The 24327-nt window shown below is 30.0% G+C and carries 22 protein-coding genes; 11 read left to right on the top strand and 11 right to left on the bottom strand.

Features of this window, described 5'->3' with window-relative positions; all coding sequences use genetic code 11:
- The first annotated feature begins 88 nt into the window (after positions 1-88).
- Positions 89-1783: an energy-dependent translational throttle protein EttA gene (gene ettA / locus ACFQ0S_RS02990; protein ID WP_379753719.1), complete on the top strand. Its 1695-nt coding sequence runs from the start codon at positions 89-91 to the stop codon at positions 1781-1783.
- A gap of 15 nt (positions 1784-1798) precedes the next feature.
- On the opposite strand, the gene ACFQ0S_RS02985 is transcribed toward ettA, so the two are convergent.
- Positions 1799-3052, bottom strand: coding sequence for a DEAD/DEAH box helicase (locus ACFQ0S_RS02985; protein ID WP_379753716.1), 1254 nt, complete (start codon positions 3050-3052; stop codon positions 1799-1801).
- An 81-nt stretch (positions 3053-3133) separates the two neighbouring features.
- The gene (locus ACFQ0S_RS02980; protein ID WP_379753713.1) at positions 3134-4201 is read right to left on the bottom strand and encodes a formimidoylglutamase; all 1068 of its coding nucleotides are present in this window, start codon (positions 4199-4201) and stop codon (positions 3134-3136) included.
- A gap of 98 nt (positions 4202-4299) precedes the next feature.
- Between ACFQ0S_RS02980 and ACFQ0S_RS02975 the strand changes: the two genes are divergently transcribed.
- Positions 4300-5184 carry a hypothetical protein gene (locus ACFQ0S_RS02975; RefSeq protein ID WP_379753710.1) on the top strand — a complete coding sequence of 295 codons (885 nt, stop codon included), beginning with the start codon at positions 4300-4302 and terminating at the stop codon, positions 5182-5184.
- A gap of 94 nt (positions 5185-5278) precedes the next feature.
- On the top strand, positions 5279-6361 hold the full coding sequence (gene corA / locus ACFQ0S_RS02970) for a magnesium/cobalt transporter CorA (RefSeq protein ID WP_379753707.1): 1083 nt from the start codon (positions 5279-5281) through the stop codon (positions 6359-6361).
- Between the two features lie 243 nt (positions 6362-6604).
- Here corA and ACFQ0S_RS02965 read toward each other — a convergent pair whose 3' ends face one another.
- The 6 genes from ACFQ0S_RS02965 to ACFQ0S_RS02940 form a co-directional block, all read right to left on the bottom strand.
- Complete coding sequence (locus ACFQ0S_RS02965; protein WP_379753704.1) at positions 6605-7378, bottom strand: CDP-alcohol phosphatidyltransferase family protein; 774 nt, start codon at positions 7376-7378, stop codon at positions 6605-6607.
- A 41-nt stretch (positions 7379-7419) separates the two neighbouring features.
- Positions 7420-8439: a COX15/CtaA family protein gene (locus tag ACFQ0S_RS02960; protein WP_379753701.1), complete on the bottom strand. Its 1020-nt coding sequence runs from the start codon at positions 8437-8439 to the stop codon at positions 7420-7422.
- A 68-nt stretch (positions 8440-8507) separates the two neighbouring features.
- The gene (locus ACFQ0S_RS02955) at positions 8508-9935 is read right to left on the bottom strand and encodes a CCA tRNA nucleotidyltransferase (protein WP_379753698.1); all 1428 of its coding nucleotides are present in this window, start codon (positions 9933-9935) and stop codon (positions 8508-8510) included.
- 25 nt (positions 9936-9960) lie between these two features.
- Entirely contained in the window at positions 9961-10341 is a 381-nt protein-coding gene (locus tag ACFQ0S_RS02950; RefSeq protein WP_379753695.1) for a GxxExxY protein, read from the bottom strand.
- Positions 10342-10380: 39 nt separating this feature from the next.
- On the bottom strand, positions 10381-10950 hold the full coding sequence (locus tag ACFQ0S_RS02945; RefSeq protein ID WP_379753692.1) for an L-threonylcarbamoyladenylate synthase: 570 nt from the start codon (positions 10948-10950) through the stop codon (positions 10381-10383).
- Between the two features lie 23 nt (positions 10951-10973).
- Complete coding sequence (locus ACFQ0S_RS02940; RefSeq protein WP_379753688.1) at positions 10974-11753, bottom strand: class I SAM-dependent methyltransferase; 780 nt, start codon at positions 11751-11753, stop codon at positions 10974-10976.
- A 173-nt stretch (positions 11754-11926) separates the two neighbouring features.
- On the opposite strand from ACFQ0S_RS02940, the gene ACFQ0S_RS02935 reads away from it, so the two are divergent.
- The 7 genes from ACFQ0S_RS02935 to ACFQ0S_RS02905 are packed head-to-tail and all read left to right on the top strand — an operon-like array spanning position 11927 to position 18589.
- The gene (locus tag ACFQ0S_RS02935; RefSeq protein ID WP_379753685.1) at positions 11927-13057 is read left to right on the top strand and encodes a glycosyltransferase family 4 protein; all 1131 of its coding nucleotides are present in this window, start codon (positions 11927-11929) and stop codon (positions 13055-13057) included.
- A complete protein-coding gene (locus ACFQ0S_RS02930; protein ID WP_379753682.1) occupies positions 13051-14016 on the top strand; it encodes a GDP-mannose 4,6-dehydratase in 966 nt (321 codons plus the stop codon). Before ACFQ0S_RS02935 ends, ACFQ0S_RS02930 begins: the two co-directional genes overlap by 7 nt.
- Positions 14017-14031: 15 nt before the next feature.
- The gene (gene gmd, locus ACFQ0S_RS02925; protein ID WP_379753679.1) at positions 14032-15120 is read left to right on the top strand and encodes a GDP-mannose 4,6-dehydratase; all 1089 of its coding nucleotides are present in this window, start codon (positions 14032-14034) and stop codon (positions 15118-15120) included.
- Between the two features lie 12 nt (positions 15121-15132).
- On the top strand, positions 15133-16056 hold the full coding sequence (locus ACFQ0S_RS02920) for a GDP-L-fucose synthase family protein (RefSeq protein ID WP_379753676.1): 924 nt from the start codon (positions 15133-15135) through the stop codon (positions 16054-16056).
- A 13-nt stretch (positions 16057-16069) separates the two neighbouring features.
- On the top strand, positions 16070-16888 hold the full coding sequence (locus ACFQ0S_RS02915; RefSeq protein WP_379753673.1) for a glycosyltransferase family 2 protein: 819 nt from the start codon (positions 16070-16072) through the stop codon (positions 16886-16888).
- Complete coding sequence (locus tag ACFQ0S_RS02910; RefSeq protein ID WP_379753670.1) at positions 16885-17787, top strand: hypothetical protein; 903 nt, start codon at positions 16885-16887, stop codon at positions 17785-17787. The genes ACFQ0S_RS02915 and ACFQ0S_RS02910 overlap by 4 nt, the downstream gene beginning before the upstream one ends.
- 10 nt (positions 17788-17797) lie before the next feature.
- Positions 17798-18589 (top strand): glycosyltransferase family 2 protein, encoded by a 792-nt coding sequence (locus ACFQ0S_RS02905; protein ID WP_379753667.1) that lies wholly within the window; start codon positions 17798-17800, stop codon positions 18587-18589.
- A gap of 37 nt (positions 18590-18626) precedes the next feature.
- On the opposite strand, the gene ACFQ0S_RS02900 is transcribed toward ACFQ0S_RS02905, so the two are convergent.
- Complete coding sequence (locus ACFQ0S_RS02900) at positions 18627-20555, bottom strand: LTA synthase family protein (RefSeq protein ID WP_379753664.1); 1929 nt, start codon at positions 20553-20555, stop codon at positions 18627-18629.
- A gap of 151 nt (positions 20556-20706) precedes the next feature.
- Here ACFQ0S_RS02900 and ACFQ0S_RS02895 point away from each other — a divergent pair, with 151 nt between their 5' ends.
- Positions 20707-21474: a lipopolysaccharide kinase InaA family protein gene (locus ACFQ0S_RS02895; protein ID WP_379753661.1), complete on the top strand. Its 768-nt coding sequence runs from the start codon at positions 20707-20709 to the stop codon at positions 21472-21474.
- Here ACFQ0S_RS02895 and ACFQ0S_RS02890 read toward each other — a convergent pair.
- Positions 21471-23327 carry a glycosyltransferase gene (locus tag ACFQ0S_RS02890; protein ID WP_379753658.1) on the bottom strand — a complete coding sequence of 619 codons (1857 nt, stop codon included), beginning with the start codon at positions 23325-23327 and terminating at the stop codon, positions 21471-21473. The genes ACFQ0S_RS02895 and ACFQ0S_RS02890 overlap by 4 nt on opposite strands.
- Positions 23328-23337: 10 nt before the next feature.
- A complete protein-coding gene (locus tag ACFQ0S_RS02885) occupies positions 23338-24318 on the bottom strand; it encodes a glycosyltransferase family 2 protein (RefSeq protein WP_379753654.1) in 981 nt (326 codons plus the stop codon).
- Positions 24319-24327 lie beyond the last annotated feature (9 nt).

The following is a 24327-nucleotide window of genomic DNA, read 5'->3' as shown; positions in this document are numbered from 1 at the left end:
CATTTTCAATGTAACAGAGCATTTATAGAAGTTTCATGATTTATAAACCAATAATTATCAGTTAAATAACAAAATTAAAAAATCAATTATGTCAGACGATAAGAAAGTAATATTCTCAATGCAGAAATTGAGTAAAACCTATCCAGGAGCAGATAAACCAGTGCTCAAAAACATCTATTTGAGTTTCTTTTACGGAGCTAAAATTGGAATATTAGGTCTAAACGGTTCAGGGAAATCTTCTCTTTTAAAAATCATTGCAGGAGTTGATAAAAACTATCAAGGTGATGTTGTTTTTCAACCGGGTTACACGGTTGGATATTTAGAACAAGAGCCAATCCTTGATGATTCTAAAACGGTAATCGAAATTGTTCGCGAAGGTGTTGCAGAAACCATGAAAGTGCTAGAAGAATACAATCAAATCAATGATTTATTTGGTCTTGAAGAAAATTATTCTGATGCTGATAAAATGGACAAATTGATGAACAGACAAGCCGAATTGCAAGACAAAATTGATGCGCTTGGTGCTTGGGAAATTGATACCAAACTAGAAATTGCCATGGATGCCTTGCGCACACCTGAAGGCGATACACCAATTAAAAATCTTTCAGGAGGAGAGCGTCGACGTGTTGCATTATGTCGTTTGTTGTTGCAACAACCCGATGTTTTGCTTTTAGATGAGCCAACGAATCACTTAGATGCAGAAAGCGTGCTTTGGTTAGAGCAACATTTGGCTCAATATGCAGGAACTGTAATTGCAGTAACTCACGATAGATACTTTTTAGATAATGTTGCGGGTTGGATTTTAGAGTTGGATAGAGGAGAAGGCATTCCTTGGAAAGGAAATTATTCGTCTTGGTTGGACCAAAAAACAATACGTATGGCATCAGAAGAAAAGGTAGCTTCTAAACGCAGAAAAACATTAGAACGCGAGTTGGATTGGGTACGTCAAGGTGCGAAAGGGCGTCAAACCAAACAAAAAGCACGTTTGCAGAACTACGATAAATTGCTAAATGAAGACCAAAAACAACTAGACGAAAAACTCGAAATTTATATTCCGAATGGACCTAGATTAGGAACAAATGTAATTGAAGCTAAAGGAGTTAGTAAAGCTTTTGGAGATAAATTACTTTACGATAATTTGAATTTTACTTTACCACAGGCTGGAATTGTTGGAGTTATTGGTCCGAATGGAGCTGGTAAATCGACTATTTTTAGAATGATTATGGGTGAAGAAAAACCTGATGCAGGTGAGTTTACCATAGGCGATACCGTTAAAATTGCTTACGTAGATCAAGCGCATTCTAATATTAATCCAGAGAAATCCATTTGGGAAAATTTCTGTGATGGGCAAGAATTGATTATGATGGGCGGACGACAAGTCAATTCGAGAGCGTATTTATCCCGTTTTAACTTTGGAGGAAGTGATCAAAACAAAAAAGTAGCAACTTTATCTGGTGGAGAACGTAACCGTTTGCATCTTGCGATGACTTTAAAAGAAGAAGGTAACGTACTGTTATTAGATGAGCCTACCAATGATTTAGATGTTAATACGCTTCGTGCTTTAGAAGAAGGATTAGAGAATTTTGCAGGATGTGCCGTTGTAATTTCACACGACAGATGGTTTTTAGATAGAATTTGTACGCACATTTTAGCTTTTGAAGGCAACTCAGACGTGTATTATTTTGAAGGAGGATTCTCTGATTATGAAGAAAATAAAAAGAAACGTTTGGGTGGAGATTTAACCCCAAAACGATTAAAATACAGGAAATTGATTAGAGGTTAAAAACAAAAACGCTGGTTAATACCAGCGTTTTTTATTTTGTTTAGAAGCTTCAGATTTTCTTGATTTGTGCTTTTCACCACTACGATTGGAGTTTTTAGGAGGAGTTGCTACTGTACCTTCAGGACTTCCTGCATGCCAAGGATACGGATGATCTGAAATAGTTTTCACATCCACTTTTATCAATTTCATAATGTCTTTCCAATACGGTTCTTCGTCTTTACTGCAAAACGATATGGCAATTCCGCCATTTCCTGCACGTCCAGTTCTACCTATTCGGTGTACATAGGTTTCCGGAATATTAGGTAAATCGAAATTAATTACAAAAGGCAATTGGTCTATATCAATACCACGAGCTGCGATATCGGTAGCAACCAAAACACCCACTTCTTTATTTTTGAAAGCATCTAAAACACGTTGTCTTGCCGTTTGCGACTTGTCACCGTGAATAGCTTCGGCAGCAACGCCATGTTTACGCAAGGCTTTTACCACATTGTCCGCTCCGTGTTTTGTTCTAGAAAAAACCAAAACGTCCGACAGTTTTTCATTGCGAATCAAATGATACAATAAGTTTCTTTTTTCGGTTTTATCTACAAAATAAACGCGTTGTTCTACTTTTTCAGCCGTAGATGAAACAGGAGAAACCGTTACGGTTGCAGGATTTTTCAGAAACATTTCAGCCAATTCTCTAATGGCGATTGGCATCGTTGCAGAGAATAATAAAGTTTGTCTATTATTTGGAGTTAGTTTTACAATTTTCTTTACGTCATTTACAAAACCCATATCTAACATTTGATCGGCCTCATCTAAGACTAAAGTGTGCAATTGGTCTAAATCTATAAATCCTTGTTTGTGTAAGTCTAATAATCGACCAGGAGTTGCGATCAGAATATCGACTCCTTTTCGTAAAACATCTACTTGTGGAATTTGAGAAACACCACCAAAAATGGTCAACTGAGTTAAATTGGTGTATTTTCCATAGCGATCAAAGTTTTGACCAATTTGAACGGCTAATTCTCTTGTAGGAGTAATTACTAGTGCGCGAATGGGTTTGGCTCTTTTTGAAGAACCAACAATTCGGTGTAACTGATGTATAATTGGAATAGCAAAAGCCGCCGTTTTTCCTGTTCCTGTTTGAGCGCAACCTATTAAATCTCTGCCTGATAAAACGATAGGAATCGATTGTTCTTGTATTGGGGTAGCCTCTGTATAGCCTTCTTCGAAAACGGCTTTTTGGATACTTTTAGAAAGTGATAAATCTTCAAATAACATATTTTTGTATATTAAGAATCCAGCAAAAGTGATAGGATTCTGGGCAAAGATAGTTTATTTAATTGAGTTGGATTTTTATCATTAAAACTTCACATCCATATAATTAATTTTTTCTTCTAATGGGTTGTTGGCTTTTATAAAATCGGTCACTAAATATCCAATCAATTTTCCGATGAGGTTGTTGTCTTTCTCAGCGCATAGGTCAGGTGCGCCTTCACAAATATGCAAGTAAGTCGCATTTTGACTTTTTCCAAAATAATGCACAAATTGGCGTACTTGTTCTACAGAAAATCCGCTTATGGTCATGGCGCTACTGGCAATATTAGGAATGGCATCTAAATCAATTTCAATTCCAAAAAAATCATTGTTTATGAAACTTAGTGCTTGTGTTAATTCTTTATCAAAACTTTTTTGATTTCTTATCGAGATTTCATCATAGGTATTGTACCGAACTCTATCTTGAATTTTCTTGATGTTACTGAGTACTTTTTTTGAAGTATAGTTTTCGTGTAAGCCAAAAATGAAATATTTGCTTAAAAAACCTTCGTCATAAGCATACGAAAAACCATTACCACTGTGTCTTCCTTCCAAAATTCTAAAATCAGAATGGGCATCAAAGTTAACGGCGTTTATAGGTTTTCCTTTTGCTAAAGCGGTACCTTTTATATTTCCATAAGAATTGTTATGTCCTCCACCAATAATTATAGGTTTTTTACCAGCTTTTACAATAAAAGAAATGATATGAGCTACTTCTTTATCAATAGCAACGACTAAATCACTCAGTTTTTTTCTATCTCCTGTAATATGAAAATCTAAATTTTCTACAGCTTTCATTTCTTCACTAACATCTAATTGGCCTAAAATCAATATGTCTTCACCTTTACAAAATTTATTATGCTGAATATTTGCAATACTTTTTATAGTACTTTCCCAGGCCGATGCTGCTCCCGGTCTCCCAAAATTAGCTCGAACCCCAATATCTTCTGGTATGCCAAATAACACATATTTTGCTGTGCATTTTTTTATAAATGCTTTAATATCAGTACCTTTTTCAATCGTAATCATTTTTTCTCCAAACTTAATTTCTCCACTTCTGTGGTTCGTAAGTTTTGCAAGATCATTAATACAAAACGGAATTAATTTGTCCATATTAAAAAAATTAACTATCTAAAATAATATATTAGTACAAACATACGTTATTACCTTAAATATTATTATTTTTGTTAAAACAATCTAAACACAATTTTATGGAAAATCAAAAAAACAACTCAAGTCTAAAAGCTGTAGTAGCTGTATTAGCTATACTTCTAGTGGGAAGTTTAGTTTATATTTTTAAGTTGACTTCAGATGCTAAAGCACAATTAACAGAGCTAACAACTACAAAAACTGAGAAAGAGTCTGTTATGAAAGACTTGGAAGAGTTGAAAGCTACTTATGATGCAGCAATTGCTGAAAACACATCTATGTCTGAAGAATTAATTGCAGAAAGAGAAAAAGTAGTTAACTTGATTGCCGATTTAAAGAAATCTAAAGGAGATGCTGCTTCTATGGCAAAATACAAATCGCAATACTTTGCTTTAGAAACTAAAATGAAAGGAATGATGCAAGAAATTGAAGTTTTGAAAACAGCAAATACGAAGTTAACAACTGAAAGAGACAGCACTGTAATGGTTTTAGGTGAAGCTAAAAAATACAATGAAGTTCTTGTAGGTCAAAATGAAGAATTGTCTAAAACGGTTGAAGTAGCTTCAAAACTAAGTATTTTAAACTTAAAAACAGCTGCTTACAAGTTAAGAAGTTCTGGCAAACAAATAGCAACAGACAAAGCCAGTAGAGCAGATATCTTAAAAATTAGCTTTACAATCGCAGAAAATAAAGTGGCTAAATCTGGAGATAAAACCTATTATGTTCAAGTAATTGATAGTAAAAACAACGTTTTAGGTCAAAAAGAAACACAGTCTTTTAATGGAAAATCACTTACGTATAGTTTTTTAACAACTGTAAAATTTGAAAATAAAACTGTTGATGTTGTTCAAGATTTGTCAGGTAAAGATTTTGAAAAAGGGTCTTACTTTGTAAATGTATTTGATAACGGCGAATTAGTATCTAAATCTAGCTTTAGTTTAAGATAAGAAAATACAGCAAAACCTTAAAACCGTTTCAAGACTAATTTTGAAACGGTTTTTTTATTTCATGTATAGTTTCCGACATTAAAATTAATACGTTTTGAAAAGAATAAAATATAAACAAGTTAGAAAGGTTCAACCTAATTATTTTGAGTATACAGGAATTCATAAAACAGATCCTGTAGAGATGCAATTGTTTGTTTATGACGATGCTGGTTATGAAGAATATAAGAAAGTTGCTATTCAAAAAGTAAAAAAAGAAATTGAAGACGAACTTCAGTATAACGACGTTAAATGGCTGAATATTCATGGTTTACATGATATAAATTTAATAAAAGAAATTGGCGATATGCTAGCTATAGAATCTTTTATTATAAGTGATATTCTCAATACCAATCGTAGAAGTAAAATGGAGGAATTAGACAAGGTTCTCTTTTTTAGTATCAAATCGATTTTGCCAGATAATGATTATGATTCTGTCAGTGTCGAGCAAATTAGTTTTCTGTTAAAAGACAATTTGTTGGTTTCTTTTCAGGAAAAGAAGAGTGATTTTTTTACTCATATTCGAGAACGAATAAAAACACATAGCGGTATTGTTCGTAAAAAGAAAAACGATTATTTACTCTACTTGCTTCTAGAGGCTGTAATGGAAAATTTTTATATTACAATTGAATTTTATGAAGATCAAATTGAGGATTTGATGATTGAAGCCAAATCGAGTGATAATCCTGATGTTTTGGTTCGTATAGAACGCAATAGAGAGCATTTAAATTTCTTGAAACGTTCTATTTTGCCATTGCGGGATGCTTTATTTAATTTAAAAAGCGAGCACGATGAAGATGATTATGACGGAATTGAAAAAGCAAATTATAGTTTTTTTGCCCGTTTGCATCAAAAGTCATTAGAGATTTTAGAACAAATAGAATACGATATGAATACTTTGGATAGTGCTTCGAGCTTTTATTTTTCGTCTCAAAGCCACAGAATGAATGAAATCATGAAAATACTAACAGTAGTTTCGGTCATATTTATGCCTTTGACTTTTTTAGTTGGTGTATACGGAATGAATTTTAAGCACATGCCTGAATTGGACTACGCTTATGGCTACTATATTGTAGTTGCTGTTATGGTTATAATTGCTTTAGGAATGGTGTATTATTTTAAAAAGAAGAAATGGTTTTGATTTGGTTACTTCGGTATTGTCATTTATAAACCGTTTAGGGTATTTTTACTAAATGGTGCTATAAACTGAGGGTGATTTTTTTGTTTTTATCATAGAAGAAGTGATTCTAAGTCGAGAAAAAGTATCTGAATTCAAGTCTTGTATAGGTTGATTTTATATTAAATTAATAATTTATATGAATTAATATAAATAATTCATTAATAATTATTTAATAATTTAGTATAGATAAATACTATCGTGATTTTAGGCTTTCAAAAAGACTTTTCTAATTCCAATCAGAACAAAAATAAACAAAGTGTAAACGATAAAAAAGGGTACTATATATTCTATCCAATTCATAGGAAGCATAATAGCAATGAGCAACAATTGAAAACCCAATCCATACATTGAAACGAATGTCATAAACCAATTTGGAAACGTTTTTACTTTGTAAGCCTCTTGATCTAAAAAGTGAATTATCTTATCAAATATTCCATATACTATAGTGTATATTGTAAACAAAATATCAACCGATTTTTGAGTTTCACCAGGTAAAGCTTTTGGCGATTTGTATTCAAAAATTTTACTTGTTGCATCTCCGCCAACTGATTTATTTCTTAAAATCACGTAGTAATAATTATATAACGTGCCTTGTAATTGAATACCAATAAAAGCTAAAATCGTAATCCAAATGCTCGTTTTAGAAACATAACAAATTGTCATTAGAAATAAGAAATTCAGAATAATATCAAAGACACTATCTAAATATCTTCCTACATAAGAAGGCGTATTTTTTAATCGCGCCAACTCTCCATCAGCAGCGTCGATACACGATTTTAGAATAATGAAAAATCCTGCTAGTAAATAGTGATTGGTTAGGATGCAATAAATCGCAATTAAACCCGAAATCCCAAAAAGAAGAGTAACATGAATAGGGGTGAAGCGTGATGTTTTAAGCTGATTGGCAAGAAATTTTCCGAAAGGTCTTCCGTAATCAGATAAGTCAAGAAATTTATCTTGAGCAGTAAGTTTTGACATTAAATGTTAGTAAATAGAACTGCGACAATATAGTCAGGTATTTATTTTGATAATCGGTGAAGCGTATAAGTCATGGTTGCTAATAAAATAAATGCCATGATTTGATGCGATAATCCTAACCACAAAGGTACACTATATAACAATGTTATCACACCTAGGGTAAATTGTAAAAAAACTATAAATACTAGAGCATTTATTCCATTCACTTGTTGTAATGAAAGGGTGTATTTTTTACTTTTAAAATAAAGAAATACAATTAATCCAACAACAGCATAAGCTAGTGTTCGGTGCACAAATTGCACGCCACTTTTTCCTTCTGTTAATCGTAACAACCATGAGTTTTTTTCAAGAACTACACTTTCGTGAATGAATTGCCCGTCGCTCATTAATGGCCAATGGTTGTGAATTAATCCGGCATTTAAACCAGCCACAAATCCGCCATAGATAATCTGAATAATTAGAAAGAGTATCGCAATTCTAGCTAATTTTCTTAAAGGCGCAATAACTTCTTTTCTATCAGGATAAATCAAATCTAAAGCTACCCAAAGTGTATAGGCAAACGTTATAAAAGCAAAAGTTAAATGCAATGAAAGCCTAAAATGGCTCACGTCAGGATTGTCAATCAAACCACTTTTCACCATAAACCAACCTAAAAATCCCTGAAAAGCGCCCATTCCGAGAAGAATACAGCATTTTTTTATTGTTGATGAATCGAGTTTTTTCTTGATTAAAAAGTATACAAAAGGTACAAAGAAAACCAATCCGATGATGCGGCCAATAAACCTATGAAACCATTCCCAGAAGTAAATGAATTTGTAATCCGAAAGTTGAAAATCATTATGAATATTGATTTTTTGATATTCAGGAAACTTTTTATATTCGTCAAAAGCAGCATTCCATTTTTCTTCTGATAAAGGAGGAAAAGTATCGGTAACCAAATGCCAGTCAGTCATGGAAAGCCCAGAATTGGTTAGTCGTGTAATTCCGCCAACGGTAACCATTATAAAAAGTAAAACACAACCTGAAAGTAGCCAGTAAATGACTGATTTATTATTCTTCATTTTAGAAGTATATTTTGTGTAAAATTATTTTTAATTCTTTGATGAATCTATTCAACAAAAGTTAATCTTTACTTATTGTTTTCCACTTTTTTTAATCCCAATTTCTCTGCCCTTTTCATCACGAAATCGTAAGCAGCCTGATATTCATTTGTAATTTTTCCGTCCAAAATGGCTTCTTTTACAGCTTCTTTAAGCATTCCAATTTCTTTTGATGGTTGTAAATTAAATAGTTTCATAATTTCTTCACCAGAAATAGGCGGTTGGAATTGGCGCACATGATCGCGCTCTTCAACTTCAATTATTTTCTTGCGTACAATATCAAAATTAGCGTGGTATTTTTTGAATTTTTTGGGATTCTTTGTCGTGATATCTGCTTCGCAAAGTGTCATTAAATTATCAACATCTTCGCCAGCATCAAACACTAAACGACGCACTGCAGAGTCAGTTACCATATCTTCTGCTAGAACAATTGGTCGTGAACTCATCGTTACCATTTTTTGAACAAATTTTAATTTATTGTTCAATGGCATATGCAATCGTTCAAAGATTTTCTTTACCATTTTGCCCCCAAGAAATTCGTGTCCGTGAAACGTCCAACCTTGTTTTTTATTGAATTTTTTTGTTGGAGCTTTTCCAATATCGTGCAATAAAGCTGACCATCGCAACCAAACATCATCGGTATTCTGACAAATATTATCTACAACTTCTAAAGTGTGATAGAAATTATTTTTATGAGTTTGTCCGTCTATTTCTTCTACATTATTCAACGCAGTTAATTCTGGAAGAATTAAATCTAGTAAACCTGTTTTATACAAATGAATAAACCCAATTGATGGTTTTTGAGTTTCTAATATCTTGTTTAATTCATCTACAATTCGTTCACCAGAAATAATTTTGATTCTTTCGTTATTTCTCGAAATGGCTTCTAATGATTCAGCTTCAATTTCAAAATTTAATTGTGTTGCAAAACGGATTCCACGTAACATTCGCAATGGGTCATCAGAATAGGTAATATCAGGACTTAAGGGTGTTTTGATGATTTTATTTTCTAAATCAGATAATCCACCAAATGTGTCAACTAATTCGCCATAATTACTTTCATTTAAAGAAAAAGCCAATGCGTTTATGGTAAAATCGCGACGGTTTTGGTCATCTTCAAGTGTTCCGTTTTCTACAATGGGGTTTCTACTGTTTATATTGTAGCTTTCTCTTCGAGCACCCACAAATTCAATATCAATTTCTTTGTAACGAAGCATCGCTGTTCCATAGTTTTTAAAAACTTGTACTTTGGGTTTGTGGGGTAATAATTCTGAAACTTTTAAAGCCAATTCAATTCCAGAACCTATTGCGACAATATCTATATCTTTTTTAAAATCGCGTTGTAGTATGTAATCACGAACAAATCCACCAATTACATAGCTTTCAAGGTTAAGTTCTTGACTTGCTTTTGCAATTATTTTAAATATTGGATTTTGGAGTGCTTTTGTGTAGTTCATAATTTTTACCGCAAATTCGCAAATTTTATTTGGAACTTATAATACGTTTATATTCTAAAGATGTTAGGTTGAAATTTGCTAGAATAGCTAATTTGTTTTTTGAAACTTTTAAGTAGTTCAGACACTGATTATAGTGGCTATTATTAAAGCAATCGACAGTTTTAATTTCAAGTATAATTTTTTCAAAAACTACAAAATCAGCATAAAATTTATGTTTTAAAGTTGTCTCTTTATAGTTTATAGAAAATTCTTTTTCACGTTGATATGGAATGTTATTTTGTTGAAATTCATATTCAATAGCATCTTTATATACGATTTCAGAAAACCCTTTACCAAGATTTTTATGAACTTCGAACAAAATACCAACTATGGTATAGTTTTCATCTTTGTATAAATATTCTTCCATTACTTGCTTAAAAATAATTAGCGAATTTGCGGTAAAAACTTATTTTCTAATAATTTTTACCTGACAATCATTAGTTAATTTAATAATCGTAGAGGGTTTATCACAAATTTTATCGCGATGCAAATTTACAACATAGTCAACACCCTTAATAATTTCTGGACTAATTTCTTTAAATGATTTTGGCGTGGATTGCCCAGAAATATTTGCTGAAGTTGAGACTAAAGGCTTCTTCATTCGTTCCATTAGTTTGAAGCAAAAGGGTTCTTTTACAATTCGAATCCCCAAAGTATTATCGGTTGCAATCAGATTTGGAGCAACATTTCTAGGATTATCAAGTATTAATGTAGTTGGCTTTTCTGAAAGGTCTAAAATTTCCCATGCTACAGCGGGTATATCTTTGAAGACATTATACATCATTTTTTCACCATTCATAAGGCAAATCATACTTTGCGTTTCGACCCTTTGTTTGAGTTTGTATATTTTTGCAACCGCATCAGGATTAGTCGCATCACAACCTATCCCCCAAACAGTATCAGTAGGATAAAGAATAATACCACCATTTTGAATTATTTCGAAGGCGTTATGGATTTCCTTATTTATATCTTCCATAGATTATTAATGAATTTGAAAAGCTAATTATTTAAAATGCTTTGTATGTATTTATAATCCTTAGGAGTAAGTGATTCTTTTTTTCTTTTTTTATAAAATAATTTTGAAATGAAACTTTTTGGTAGTTTCTTTTTAAAATTAGGAATTTTTTTATTGGTAAAAATGTGAATATTACCATCTCTACAGTAATAGTTTTTATTGAATTTCTCTGCAATAATCTCCATTGATTTAACAGAATAAAATGCAATATGTTGACCAGTTTCTTCCGTTAAGTACCACCATTTTTCCGCTTCAGAAATTGATAATGGAGCAATTTCAGTTGAGAAAATTGCAGTTTCTGAAAAGGTTAACACTTTTTCAATTTCTTGTAATGGATTACTAAAATGTTCTAAAACTTCAAATCCAGTTACAATATCAAATTGTTTAATTTGGGTGTCGTTAATGTCAAAATAATTAGCAAAAATATTATCGCAATAGTCATCTTGTCTGTAGAAATCATAACCAATATCTCTCATTAGTCGAACAAAAACGCCATATCCGCCTGCGTAGTCTAGATATAGTCTAGTTTCTGAAAAATAGTTATCAATGATATTTTCAAGCTGTTTTTTAAGAATATTATTTCGACTTAATAAGCCTATATCTAATGTAGTTATAGCAGATTTATAAGCTTCTTCAAGCCAAATAGGTTCATCCGTTTGAATAAAATTACAATTTTCACACCTGTGAAATTTAGATTTATATTTTTGGAGTATTATTTTTTCAAAGATTACTTCAGTTTTATAATTACATATTTTACAATCCATCTATTGATATAATTAATTAAAATTTGCTCAAAAATAATGAAAATACTTTAGTTTATTCTGTAATATTTAATTCCTATTTTATTACAATTTGGTCGAAATAGAAAATAAATAGCTAATTTTGTAGATTATAATTAGTTCTAGGTAAATTAAAATTTACTTTAAAAAAATATAAAATGAAAATAATTCTAGATCCTCAAATATTTAACGAACAAAGATTTGGGGGTATTTCAAGATATTTTACTGAATTATTTCTAGTTTTTAATAAAGAAGACGATATTGATATTGAATGTCCTATATTTTTTTCGGATAATTTGCATCTTAAGGAGGCTGGATTATTTCAGACTAAAGAAAATAAATTTTTTAAATCAAAATGGTGTCCAAAATTTATTCGTAAAAAATTTTTAAAAAAGAAGAAATTAAGCAATATCAATACTACTATAAAAGTCTTAAAGGAAAGTAATTTTGATTTGTTTATTCCTACATATTTCGATCCCTATTTTTTAGAATATCTTCAAGATAAACCTTTTGTTTTGACTGTTTATGATATGATTCATGAACTTTTTCCTCAACATTACCTTGGAGAAAATCAAAAAACAATAATAAATAAAAAGCTTTTAATGGAAAAAGCAACTAAAATTATTGCCATTTCAGAAAGTACTAAAAATGATATTATTAAATTATATCCTCACATAGATGCTTTTAAAATTGAAGTAGTATATTTATCTCATAGCATTAAAGTAAATCATAAACCAACACTCAATTTGCCAAAAGACTACATACTGTTTGTCGGAAATAGAAATGTTTATAAAAATTTTATTTTCTTTTTAAAAGCTGTGGCTAGTTTACTTCATTCAAATTCAAATTTATTTGTTGTTTGTGCTGGGGGAAACAAAATTCAATCAGAAGAACGAAAATTAATTCAAGAATTAAAACTAACAAAACAAGTAATTCAAAATAATTTTGAAGATTATGAATTAGCTACCTATTACTCTAACGCAAAGTGTTTTGTATTTGCTTCTGAATACGAAGGGTTTGGAATTCCAGTTTTAGAATCTATGGCTTGTGGATGTCCAGTTGTTTTAGCTAATCATAGTTCTTTCCCTGAAGTTGCTGGCGATGCAGGAGTTTACTTTGAATTACACAATGCAATTGATTTAAAACAAAAAGTAGAATCATTATTAACTAATGAAAAACTTAGAAAAGACTACATACTAAAAGGATTAATTCAAGTACAAAAATTCAATTGGGAAAAAACTGCTATGGAGTGTAAGAAAGTGTATCAAAAAGCAATTGTTAAATGTTAGAAAAAACAGCTATTATTTCAGGTATAACTGGACAGGATGGTGCTTATTTAGCTAAACTATTACTTGAAAAGGATTACAAAGTGATTGGTTTAACTCGAGAAAACTCTGAAAGTAAAAATCAAGGACTTAAATATTTAGGTATTAATGATAAAATTGATTTAGAGATTTGCAACTTATTGAATAAAAATGAAATAGAAAGCATATTTCATAAATACCAACCATTAGAATTTTATAATCTGGCTGCTCAAAGTTCAGTTTATCAATCTTTCAAGCATCCGATAGAAACTTTTCAGTATAATACCAGCAGTGTTTTCAATTTATTAGAGACTATAAAACAAATAAGTCGAAAAACTAGATTTTATCAAGCGAGCAGTAGCGAAATGTATGGAAGAGTTAATTCCTTACCAATTACAGAAAATAGTATTTTACATCCCTTAAGTCCTTATGCAATATCTAAAGCGGCGGCTCACTTTACTTGTATCCATTATAGAGAAAGTTATGAAATGCATGTAAGTTGTGGCGTTTTGTTTAATCATGAATCCTATTTAAGACAAAATACTTTTTTTATTAAGAAAATTATACAGGAAAGCATTAAAATTAGTAAGGGACTTCAAGATATATTATTGGTTGGAAATATTGATGTAAAACGTGATTTTGGTTATGCACCTTTATATGTTAAAGCAATGTTTTTGATGCTGCAGAAAGAAACTCCTGATGATTATTTGATATGCTCTGGACACTCAATTACCTTGAGGGCTATTATATTTTATATTTTTGAAAAGTTAGGAATACCTCAAAGCTTTTGTGTGGTGAGTAAAGACTTATATCGTCCATCAGAAATTGAAGATATGTATGGAGATAATAGAAAGGCAAAATCAGAATTGCATTGGAATTATAATTTTACTATTTTTGAAATCTTAGATTTACTATTAGAAGAAGAATTAAAAAACCATAAATAACAAACATAATATACAATGAAAGTAGCATTAGTAACTGGTATAACTGGACAAGACGGGGCGTATTTAGCAGAATTATTATTGTCTAAAGGATATATGGTTCACGGTATTAAACGTAGAAGTTCTTTATTTAATACACAAAGAATAGATCACATATATGAAGACCCACATGTTAATAATCAACATTTCAAATTGCATTATGGTGATTTAAGTGATTCTACCAACTTGATTCGAATTATTCAAGAAACCCAACCTGATGAAATCTATAATTTAGGTGCAATGAGTCATGTAAAAGTGAGTTTTGACATTCCTGAGTATACTGCTAATGCAGATGGTATAGGAACATTACGTATTTTAGACGCTGTTAGATTATTAGGATTAACAAAAAAAACTAAAATTTATCAGGCATCAACATCAGAATTGTATGGTTTAGTTCAAGAAGTTCCTCAAAAAGAGACTACGCCATTTTACCCACGTTCGCCTTATGCAGTGGCTAAAATGTATGCCTATTGGATTACTGTAAATTATCGTGAAGCATACGATATGTTTGCTTGTAACGGAATACTTTTTAACCATGAGAGTCCAAGACGTGGGGAAACATTTGTAACTAGAAAAATTACTCGTGGTGTATCTCAAATGGCATTAGGAATGGACGATTGCTTGTATATGGGTAACATAGACTCACAAAGAGACTGGGGTCATGCCAAAGATTATGTAGAGGCGATGTGGTTAATATTACAACAAGAAACTCCTGAAGATTTTGTAATTTCTACTGGTGTTACAACTACAGTTCGTGAGTTTATTAAAATGTCATTTAACGAAGTTGGTGTAGTTGTAGATTTTAAAGGAGAAGATGTAAACGAAACCGCAACAGTTGTTTCTTCATCTAACCCTGAATATGCTTTTAAAGTTGGGCAAGTGGTTGTAAAAATTGATCCAGCCTATTTTAGACCTACTGAGGTTGAATTGTTAATTGGAGACAATACAAAAGCCAAAACTAAACTAGGTTGGGAACCAAAATATACTTTGGATATGTTGGTGAAAGAGATGATGCAAGCTGATTTGGAAATTTTCAAAAAAGAAAAGCACTTAAAAAATTTCAAATAAAATCTAGTTAACATGCAAATTACTTCTAAAATATATGTTGCTGGTCATCGTGGAATGGTAGGTAGTGCTATTGTTAAAGACCTAACAAATAAAGGTTTTACAAATATTATTACCAGAACATCATCTGAATTAAATCTTATCAATCAGCAAGATGTTGCTGATTTCTTTGAAAAAGAAAAACCGGAATACGTTTTTTTAGCGGCTGCCAAAGTTGGTGGGATAGTAGCCAATAATACTTTAAGAGCCGATTTTATTTATGAAAATATACTTATTCAAAGTAATGTCATTCATCAAAGTTATAAAAATGGAGTAAAAAAGTTATTATTTTTAGGTTCAACATGTATTTACCCAAAATTAGCTCCACAACCTTTAAAAGAAGAATATCTTTTAACAGGTTTGTTAGAAGAAACGAATGAGCCGTATGCTATCGCAAAAATTGCAGGGATAAAAATGTGCGATGCTTATAGAGATCAATATAATTGTAATTTTATATCTGTTATGCCCACCAATTTGTACGGTTTTAATGATAATTATGATTTACAAAACTCTCATGTATTACCTGCATTGTTAAGAAAGTTTCATGAAGCCAAGCAAAATAATGAAAGTGAAGTTGTAGTTTGGGGAACAGGAACTCCACTTAGGGAGTTTTTACACGCTTCAGATATGGCAAATGCTTGTGTATATTTAATGCAAAATTACAACGATAAAGGTTTTGTAAATATTGGTACTGGTAAAGAAATTGCTATAAAAGATTTAGCTGAATTAGTTAAAAACATTGTTGGATTTGAAGGAAATATTGTTTTTGATGCATTAAAACCAGACGGAACACCAAGAAAGTTAACAGATACAACTAAGTTAAACAGTCTAGGTTGGAAACATACAATTGAACTTCCTGAAGGAATTTCAAAAGTGTATCAAGAAAAATTTAATGGATAACAGATAACTTTAAATGGCTAAATTATCCATTATTACCATTAATTATAATGACAAAGTAGGTTTAAAAAAAACCATTGAAAGCGTCATCAATCAAACTTGGCAAAATTTTGAATTTATAGTAATCGATGGTGGTAGTAGTGATGGAGGAATAGATGTAATTGAACAATATAAAGAAAATATTGAATACTGGGTAAGTGAACCAGATAAAGGCGTTTATAATGCTATGAACAAAGGAATTAAGATAGCTAAAGGCGATTTTTTAATTTTCATGAACAGCGGTGATACTTTTTTTAATGAAAAAGTATTAGAACAAATGGAGAAAGAACTTATAGATGATTATGATATTTACTATGGAGATTATTATCGAGTAAATAATAACTCAACAAAAAAAAGAACATTTCCTGAAAAACTTTCTTTTTCTTTTTTTTACTCAGGGACTTTAAGTCATCAATCTTCTTTTATTAGAAGAAAACTTTTTTTTGATTTTTTTCTATATAATGAAGAGTATAAAATTGCTTCTGATTGGGAATTTTTCATTTATGCAATTTGCTATAAAAATGTACCTTATAAATATTTAAATTTAACCATAAGTAACTTTGATTTTACTGGAGTATCTTCGGTTGCTAGGTATAAAAATCTTTCTATAGACGAGAGAAAGCAAACAATAAATAAATATTTTCCGCTTTTTGCCGAAGATTATGAGTTAGTTTCGGTACTTAATTCTAAACGGTTTCTTCAGATTTTGCATATACAAAAATTTCCATTTGCATGGAAAATAGTTAAAGCTGTAATGAATATAATTTTAATATTTATGCCTAAATTGAATAAATGAAAAACATTCATGTTGGTTTTTTAATGTCATATGATTATGAAAAACTAAAAAATTCTATTCCGCCTGTATATAATGATGCAGATTCTATTTTTATTGCAATAGACAAAGACTATCGTACTTGGTCTGGTCAAAAATTTGAAGTTGAAGCGTCTTTTTTTGAATGGCTTACTATATTTGATATAGAAAAAAAAATTATACTTTACAGTGATGATTTCTATATCCCTGAATTATCCCCTATTGAAAATGATACTCGTGAAAGATATATGTTGTCTTTAAAAATGGGGGTTGGTAATTGGCTGGTTCAAATAGATGCTGACGAAATTTTTATTGACTTTGAAAAATTTATAAAGACATTGCGCAAATATGATAGTTATTTAATAAATCCTGAAAAACACCCAATTCAAATTTCAGGTTATTTGATAAACATATATAAATACCTAGATGAAGGATTGTTATATATAGACAAACCTACAAAAGTTATGCTGGCTACTAATTATCCAAATTATAAAGTTGCAAGGAAAACTAAAGAACGAATTATATACACAGATAATATTTTACTTCACGAATGTCTTTCAAGAACTGAAGATGAGCTTCGATATAAATTTGCAAATTGGGGACACAGTCTCGAAATTAATGATTCCTTTTTTGATAAATGGAAATCAGCAAATAGAGATAATTATAAAGAATTTAGGGATGTTTTTTATCTAAACCCGAAGGCTTGGAAAAGATTGGGTTATTTGCCATCGAAAGATTTTAATGAAATGAAGGAATATATTAAGAATGCAGAAAACCTAAAAGTTAGTGATTTTAAATTAATTTCTAAAAATTTTGGACAATGGTTTAAACATCTTCAAATTAAGAAAATAAATTACAAACCAAAGTTCGAAAAATATTTTTAAAATACGTTTAATGAATATTAATACTGCCTTATTACTATCAACTTATAATTGGCCAGAAGCATTAGAATTAGTTTTAAAAAGTGCTATGTCACAAACCGTTTTGCCTTCAGAAATCCTTATTGCTGACGATGGTTCTAGACAAGAAACAAAATCTTTAATTGACGAATTCAAGAAAACGTGTAAAGTGCCAATTCATCATATATGGCAAGAAGATTTAGGTTTTAGAAAATCAAAAATATTAAATAAAGCGATAGCTGAAGCATCATCTGAGTATATAATTCAAATTGATGGTGATTGTATATTGCATAAAAATTTTATTGAAGATCATGTAAACTCTAGCCAAAAAGGAGTTTATTTGTATGGTTCGAGAGTTAATATTTTACCTCCTTTTGTAGCAGATGTCATAAGAAAAAAACAAATTAAATTCACTTTTTTTTCTAAAGAGATAAAAAATAAATCTCGAAGTATACACATTCCTATTTTGTCTAATTTTTATAAAATACATGAAGGAGTATCAAAAAAGTTTCGTGGTTGCAATGTATCTTTTTGGCGTAACGATTTTATTGCTATAAACGGTTATAACGAAGATTTTGAGGGCTGGGGTAGAGAAGATTCGGATTTAGTTATTCGAATGGGAAACAATGGTGTCAAATCGAAAAGAATTCGTTACGCGGGTATAGTATTTCATATTCATCATAAAATTAATTCGAAAGAGAATTTTGAATTAAACGATAAAATTCAAAGTGAAACAATATTAAAAAAATATACGAGGATTGAAAAAGGGATTAATCAATATTTATAAAATCTATCTATTTTAATAATAAAATAAGAATTTCAATTTAATAATACATCTTTCTATCTACAACACGTTGCATATAATCTTGAATCAATGCTTTACAATGAAGTTCAATGTCATTCATTTCATGATTTCTGTATTGAATTAAATTTTTTTCAAGTCCTTTGTCGTCTTTGCTATAAAAACCAAGTGCTTTTTTACCATCAAAAGTACAAATGTAATTTCCTCTTAAAAATTGATAAATATTACCAGTTGAGTTAATTACGAATGGCTCGCTCGATTTTTTATCCAACAAACTACGTCCCCAACTTCTAAACCGTTTTTTATAACCAATCATATCTAAAATTGTGGGGTAAATGTCTATTTGTTGAGCTAAATCAGTATCAACACCTATATATTTACTATTAGGTTTGTAAATTATAATTGGTACAGAAAAACGATTAATAGGTTTGCTATATTCGTCATAAAAAACCTGATTGCCATGATCTGCAACTAAAACAAAAATGGTATTAGAAAACCAAGGTTGCTTTTTAGCTTCATCAAAAAATCGTTTTATGGCAAAATCAGTATATTCTACACATTTGTGCATAGGAATACCACCTTCATGAAATTTGTTTTTATATTTTTCTGGTATAATATAGGGTTCGTGTGAAGATACAGTAAATACAGTTGCAAAAAAAGGCGCTTTTTTCTTGTCTAAAGTATTTTTCATGAACTGAAGAAAAGGTTCATCCCAAATGCCCCAAAAACCATCAAATTGAGAATCGTCATTAAACTCGGTTCTTCCATAATAATTGTCTATGCCAAGAATATTCCCGAACCCTAAAAATCCCATCGAACCATTTGCAGCACCATGAAAAAAAGAAGTACTATATCCTTCACTTTCAAGAGTAGAAACTAGTGATTCAATTTTTTGTTTAGGATAAGGAGATGAAGTAAAGGCATCTTTAAATGATGGAATTCCTGCTAATATTGATGACATGCCGTGTATAGATTGTCTCCCATTGGCATAAGCATTAGAATATATTAAACTATTTTGCGATAAAGAGTCTAAAAATGGCGCATGGCTTTTATAATTCGAAATTTTCGCATCTTTATTTAAAGCTCCTATATATTCTCTACCATAACTTTCTAAAATAAATAAAACTACATTAGGTTTAGTTTTAGGATTATTATGGTATTGTTTTATAGGTTGAATTTTATCTGTAATTACTTTGTCAGTAACATTTGAATAGTTAGTTTTTTCAAAACTGTTAGTAAATAAAGTTCTAATGATTGCAAAAGGGGTGTTGAGTACGATATCTGAATGAACTATGTTTTTAACATGTTTACTAGCATCTAATAGGTTTATAGGACGAGTAGATTTTTTAAAATCACCACCTCGAATTCCTCCTATAATTAATAATGAAATAAAAAGAAACCCAACAATAGAAAATCCAAAATAATGTACTTTTTTAGAAACTAAAGATTTCTTGACACTAACTTTTTTGTATAAATAAACCCAGCATGTTGATAATAGTATAAACAATAAAAATACATGCCAATAATGAATTAAAAAACTCGAAAATAAAGTTGCTTTATTGGTTTCATGTTTTAGTACTTCTAAAGCAACAATTGTTGTTCTTGCAAAAGTGTATTTGTAATAGATGAAATCTACAAAGTTTGTTGCAAAAGCTAATAAGTTAGTAATGAAATAAAGATAGAAAATAAATTTTTGATAACTTTTTGAAGTGTTTTTTAAAAATGGCAGTATTGAAAAAAGAATGAATAGTAAGTTTACATACAAAATAGCAGTAGTATCAAAAGCTAAACCGTAATAGCATAAAGCTATAAAGTCGGTAATTGATTCTACTTGTAATAAGCTAGAGTTGTAAAGGTAAAAAAGGACTCTAGTTGTAAAATAAAAAAAATAAGCCAGTAATATTCTGTAAAACAATACTTTATATTCGTTTAATCTAAGCTGATTTCGCATTTAATGTACGTTGATTAATAGGTGCAAATATATTATTTTAATTATTTGTAATTTGTTAAAATTGATTTCAGTAACTCTTGTTGGTTTTATATTAAATGTAGTTTGTGAAAATAAAAAGCAATACCTACTTTTGTTATTATAAATTTTACAGATGTATTTAAATGTTGATTCACAATTTCAGAAATACGAACAGAGTTTATCTCGCTTTATTCACAGTTTCACTTCTTCTGGAGTTGTTTTAGGTAATGGAAAACGAAATACGATTAAACTTTTTGAATTAGAAGAAAAAACGGTAAATATTAAATCTTTTAAAATACCCAATTTTTACAATAAAATTATTTACAAATTTTTCAGAAAATCAAAAGCTAGACGTTCATTTGAATACGCAAATATTTTATTGAAACATGGAATAGGAACTCCTCAGCCCATTGCATTTGCAGAATCTTTTACTTTACTAGGTTTAAATAAAAGTTATTACATTAGTGAACATCTCGAATGTGATTTGACTTTTAGAGAGCTGGTAGAAATTCCTGATTTTCCTGAAAATGAAATAATTTTGCGTCAATTCACTCAATTTTGTTACACATTACACCAAAAGGGAATAGAATTTTTAGATCATTCTCCAGGAAATACTTTAATTAAAAAAATGAATGATGGGGATTACGAATTCTTTTTAGTCGATTTAAATAGAATGTCATTTCATCAAGAGTTGAGTTTTGATGAACGAATGAAAAATCTTTCAAGACTAACGCCAAAAAAAGAAATGATAGAGATTATGAGTGCTGAATATTCAAAACTATATTTAAGAGAAACTGAAGCAGCAATTTTTCAAAAAATGTGGTTCTACACTAATGATTTTCAGGTAAAATTTTATAAAAAAAACAGAATTAAGAAGCTATTAAAATTTTGGAGGTCTTAATTTTTTAACTTCATTTTTTTTAATTCTCTAAAGCGTACATAAATACTTAATGCGTTTAGGTAACTTATGATTAATCCATTTTTTCCGTCTAAAACTCCCAGCCTAATGATATATAGGTAAATAAATTGATAAATAGGTCGTATGTATAAATTAAAAACAGTAGGATTTGTTCCTTTCAATAATTCATCCCCCGCTTTTAAAAATCCATAACGAATCATCTTTTGTTTATAACTAGAATAATTACTGTACGAAAAATGAATAAGTTTGTGTTTTAAAGTGCCAATTGTTCCCGAAATGATTAATTTTTCATGCACTGTTTTTTGTAAATCATAATAGGCGTTTTCTTTTTTAAAAAGTCTCAAAATCTTCTCTGTTTGCCTACCACTAAAGTTTAACTTTGTGTTTTTAAACATCGAAATTCGGAAAAAATAATAGGCCGAATGACTCTTTTTTTCTAAAACGGTTTGAATAATTTCTTCTTTAAGTGCTGGTGTCAGTCTTTCATCGGCATCTAGGAATAAAATCCATGGATTTAAACTTAAACTAATGGCATAATTTCGTTGAGCAGCATAATTTTCAAAAGGGTATTGATATACTTTTACATTTTTATAAGATTGCGCAATTTTTACCGTATTGTCAGTACTGAAAGAATCTACAATGATAATCTCATCGGCAAAATCTAAATCCTCAATAACTTTCTCTATGTTATGCTCCTCGTTATAGGTAATTACAAGTCCGCTCAAAGAGTATTTTTTATATTGAATCTCTGTTTTTTTTGCACGACTTATGTTTAGAAGATTATGATTTAAAAAAACATCTAATTTTTTTTGGAATAAATTTGGATTAAATTCATTATACAATGAAAGGTGTTTTTTTTTGATTTCTTTCTTTGTTTTATATGTGAAAAAATCGGGTTTATAGTCGTTTAAATGAACAGAAACGTGTGTTATTCCATCTTCAAAAGTAGCCCAACCTTTTTTATCAATCCAAGGTGAAAAAATAGTAAAAGAAGGTTTGTCTAATGCTTTTGCCATATTTATTGCACCTCCATCGTTGCCAATTATCAAGTCACATTCATTCATAATGGCGATAAATTCTCTTAAATTTTTTCCTATTACATCAAAAAATATTTTAGTTTGTGTTTCTTTTTGACAATTATTATAAATTGTTCTCGCTAATTCTATTTGATTTGGAATATAGTTAAATAACATATTCACATCATAATTATTTGCAATTCTATCTATAATTTCGGATATAAATTTTGAAGGATAGGTTTTTTCTAATGAGCTACCGATTATGCTCACCATAACGGTTTTTTTTGTGGAGTCTAAATTGTTTATTTTGAATAGACTTTTGGCAAAATTTACTTCTTCACTTGTTAAATAAAGTTTTGGAAAAGTTTTTAAATCTATTTTTAAATTTAATGGATTTAGTAAAGAAAGTCGTTGTTCAATTATTAGTCCAAGATTAGATTTTGGAATTTTAATTTTGTCTACAACGTCTGTAAAAAGTATTTTTTGCCAATTTTTAGAAAAAGATATTTTTTGATTCGCTCCTGAAAATAGCACTGTCAAATAACTTTCAATTTTTGCGTAGGCATCAATAACCATATCATACTTATTCTTACGAATAGCTAATAATAATTTAAGAAATTCCCAATTACTTTTTTTGTGTTTATCCTCAAATAATATTAAATTATCGATTGATTTATTTCCTTGAAGTACAGCAATGGTAGATTCATATACCATATAATCTATTGTAGCGTTAGGATAAGCAATACGTAAATTATCGCATAAAATTGTGCTCAATAGTACATCGCCAATCATTTTTTGCTGAATCACAAGTATTTTCATTTTGAAAAGATTAAGCTTTGTTTTTTGGATAATTCATGGCCCGTGGACTAATCCAGGTTTTCATTTTCAAGGCATTAAAATAGTAAATACAGCTATTTTTAAGTATTAATTGATTCACTTCTAATTTTGGAATAAAAAACAATAACATTCCGAAAAATGCTAAAATAGATTTTCCAAAAAGAGTGCCAATCAGTAATAAACTATGTAAATAAAATCGTTTTATACCCGAAAAATTGTTGCTAATGTAAACATGTTTTGAAATGATGACCTCGGTTTTTGTTAGTGCTTTAGTTTTAATATTAATACGAGATGCACCTCCATGCTGATGGAAAATAGTAACATTTTTGGTAACGGCTACCTTTCCTCCAATTTTAGCTATTTTTTTGCAAATATCCACATCTTCAAAATAAAGCCAATAATCTTCATTCCATCCATTAATTTTATCAAACCATTCCCTACTAATGAATAGTACAGCTCCGCTAACCCAATCTGGATAAAATAAATCGTTTGTCGTTGTAAATCGCTTTTTAAGTTTTGCTTTATTAAATGTTCTGTGTAATGATCTTAAAATTCCAAAAAACCGCACAAAATTAGGAAATAAAAGATTTTGTTTATAGTGATTTCCCTTCTCATCGATTTGTAAACAAGATAGAACTCCAATTTTTGGATGTGAAATAGCCGTTTGTAAAAGTATTTCCAAAGCATTAAAACTAATTGAGGTGTCAGGATTTAGAAATAGTATATATTTTCCTTTGCTCAATAACGCTCCACGATTGCAACCATTAGAAAAGCCATAGTTTCCTATGTTTTCAATGAAAATAAATTTTTTATATTTTTTTTCAAAAATAAAAAACTGACCGTCATTTGAATAATTATCAACAATGATAACCTCAAAAGAAAAAGTTTGGGAAATAATTTTTTCTAATGAATCCAAACATTTCTCTAGAGCTTTCCAACCTCTAAAATTAACAATGACTATTGATATATCCAATATATTTTA

Origin of the sequence: Flavobacterium myungsuense, assembly GCF_042677265.1 — a bacterium.
In the GTDB taxonomy this organism is placed as follows: Bacteria; Bacteroidota; Bacteroidia; order Flavobacteriales; family Flavobacteriaceae; genus Flavobacterium; species Flavobacterium myungsuense.
This window is presented reverse-complemented; position numbering and strand designations above follow the sequence as displayed.

What these genes read in the sequence shown, in the direction of transcription:
- ettA (WP_379753719.1), top strand. Translation starts at nt 89, where the DNA reads ATGTCAGACGATAAGAAAGTAATATTCTCAATGCAGAAATTGAGTAAA.
- ACFQ0S_RS02985 (WP_379753716.1), bottom strand. Translation starts at nt 3,052, where the DNA reads ATGTTATTTGAAGATTTATCACTTTCTAAAAGTATCCAAAAAGCCGTT.
- ACFQ0S_RS02980 (WP_379753713.1), bottom strand. Translation starts at nt 4,201, where the DNA reads ATGGACAAATTAATTCCGTTTTGTATTAATGATCTTGCAAAACTTACG.
- ACFQ0S_RS02975 (WP_379753710.1), top strand. Translation starts at nt 4,300, where the DNA reads ATGGAAAATCAAAAAAACAACTCAAGTCTAAAAGCTGTAGTAGCTGTA.
- ACFQ0S_RS02965 (WP_379753704.1), bottom strand. Translation starts at nt 7,378, where the DNA reads ATGTCAAAACTTACTGCTCAAGATAAATTTCTTGACTTATCTGATTAC.
- ACFQ0S_RS02960 (WP_379753701.1), bottom strand. Translation starts at nt 8,439, where the DNA reads ATGAAGAATAATAAATCAGTCATTTACTGGCTACTTTCAGGTTGTGTT.
- ACFQ0S_RS02955 (WP_379753698.1), bottom strand. Translation starts at nt 9,935, where the DNA reads ATGAACTACACAAAAGCACTCCAAAATCCAATATTTAAAATAATTGCA.
- ACFQ0S_RS02950 (WP_379753695.1), bottom strand. Translation starts at nt 10,341, where the DNA reads ATGGAAGAATATTTATACAAAGATGAAAACTATACCATAGTTGGTATT.
- ACFQ0S_RS02945 (WP_379753692.1), bottom strand. Translation starts at nt 10,950, where the DNA reads ATGGAAGATATAAATAAGGAAATCCATAACGCCTTCGAAATAATTCAA.
- ACFQ0S_RS02940 (WP_379753688.1), bottom strand. Translation starts at nt 11,753, where the DNA reads ATGGATTGTAAAATATGTAATTATAAAACTGAAGTAATCTTTGAAAAA.
- ACFQ0S_RS02935 (WP_379753685.1), top strand. Translation starts at nt 11,927, where the DNA reads ATGAAAATAATTCTAGATCCTCAAATATTTAACGAACAAAGATTTGGG.
- ACFQ0S_RS02930 (WP_379753682.1), top strand. Translation starts at nt 13,051, where the DNA reads ATGTTAGAAAAAACAGCTATTATTTCAGGTATAACTGGACAGGATGGT.
- gmd (WP_379753679.1), top strand. Translation starts at nt 14,032, where the DNA reads ATGAAAGTAGCATTAGTAACTGGTATAACTGGACAAGACGGGGCGTAT.
- ACFQ0S_RS02920 (WP_379753676.1), top strand. Translation starts at nt 15,133, where the DNA reads ATGCAAATTACTTCTAAAATATATGTTGCTGGTCATCGTGGAATGGTA.
- ACFQ0S_RS02915 (WP_379753673.1), top strand. Translation starts at nt 16,070, where the DNA reads ATGGCTAAATTATCCATTATTACCATTAATTATAATGACAAAGTAGGT.
- ACFQ0S_RS02910 (WP_379753670.1), top strand. Translation starts at nt 16,885, where the DNA reads ATGAAAAACATTCATGTTGGTTTTTTAATGTCATATGATTATGAAAAA.
- ACFQ0S_RS02905 (WP_379753667.1), top strand. Translation starts at nt 17,798, where the DNA reads ATGAATATTAATACTGCCTTATTACTATCAACTTATAATTGGCCAGAA.
- ACFQ0S_RS02900 (WP_379753664.1), bottom strand. Translation starts at nt 20,555, where the DNA reads ATGCGAAATCAGCTTAGATTAAACGAATATAAAGTATTGTTTTACAGA.
- ACFQ0S_RS02895 (WP_379753661.1), top strand. Translation starts at nt 20,707, where the DNA reads ATGTATTTAAATGTTGATTCACAATTTCAGAAATACGAACAGAGTTTA.
- ACFQ0S_RS02890 (WP_379753658.1), bottom strand. Translation starts at nt 23,327, where the DNA reads ATGAAAATACTTGTGATTCAGCAAAAAATGATTGGCGATGTACTATTG.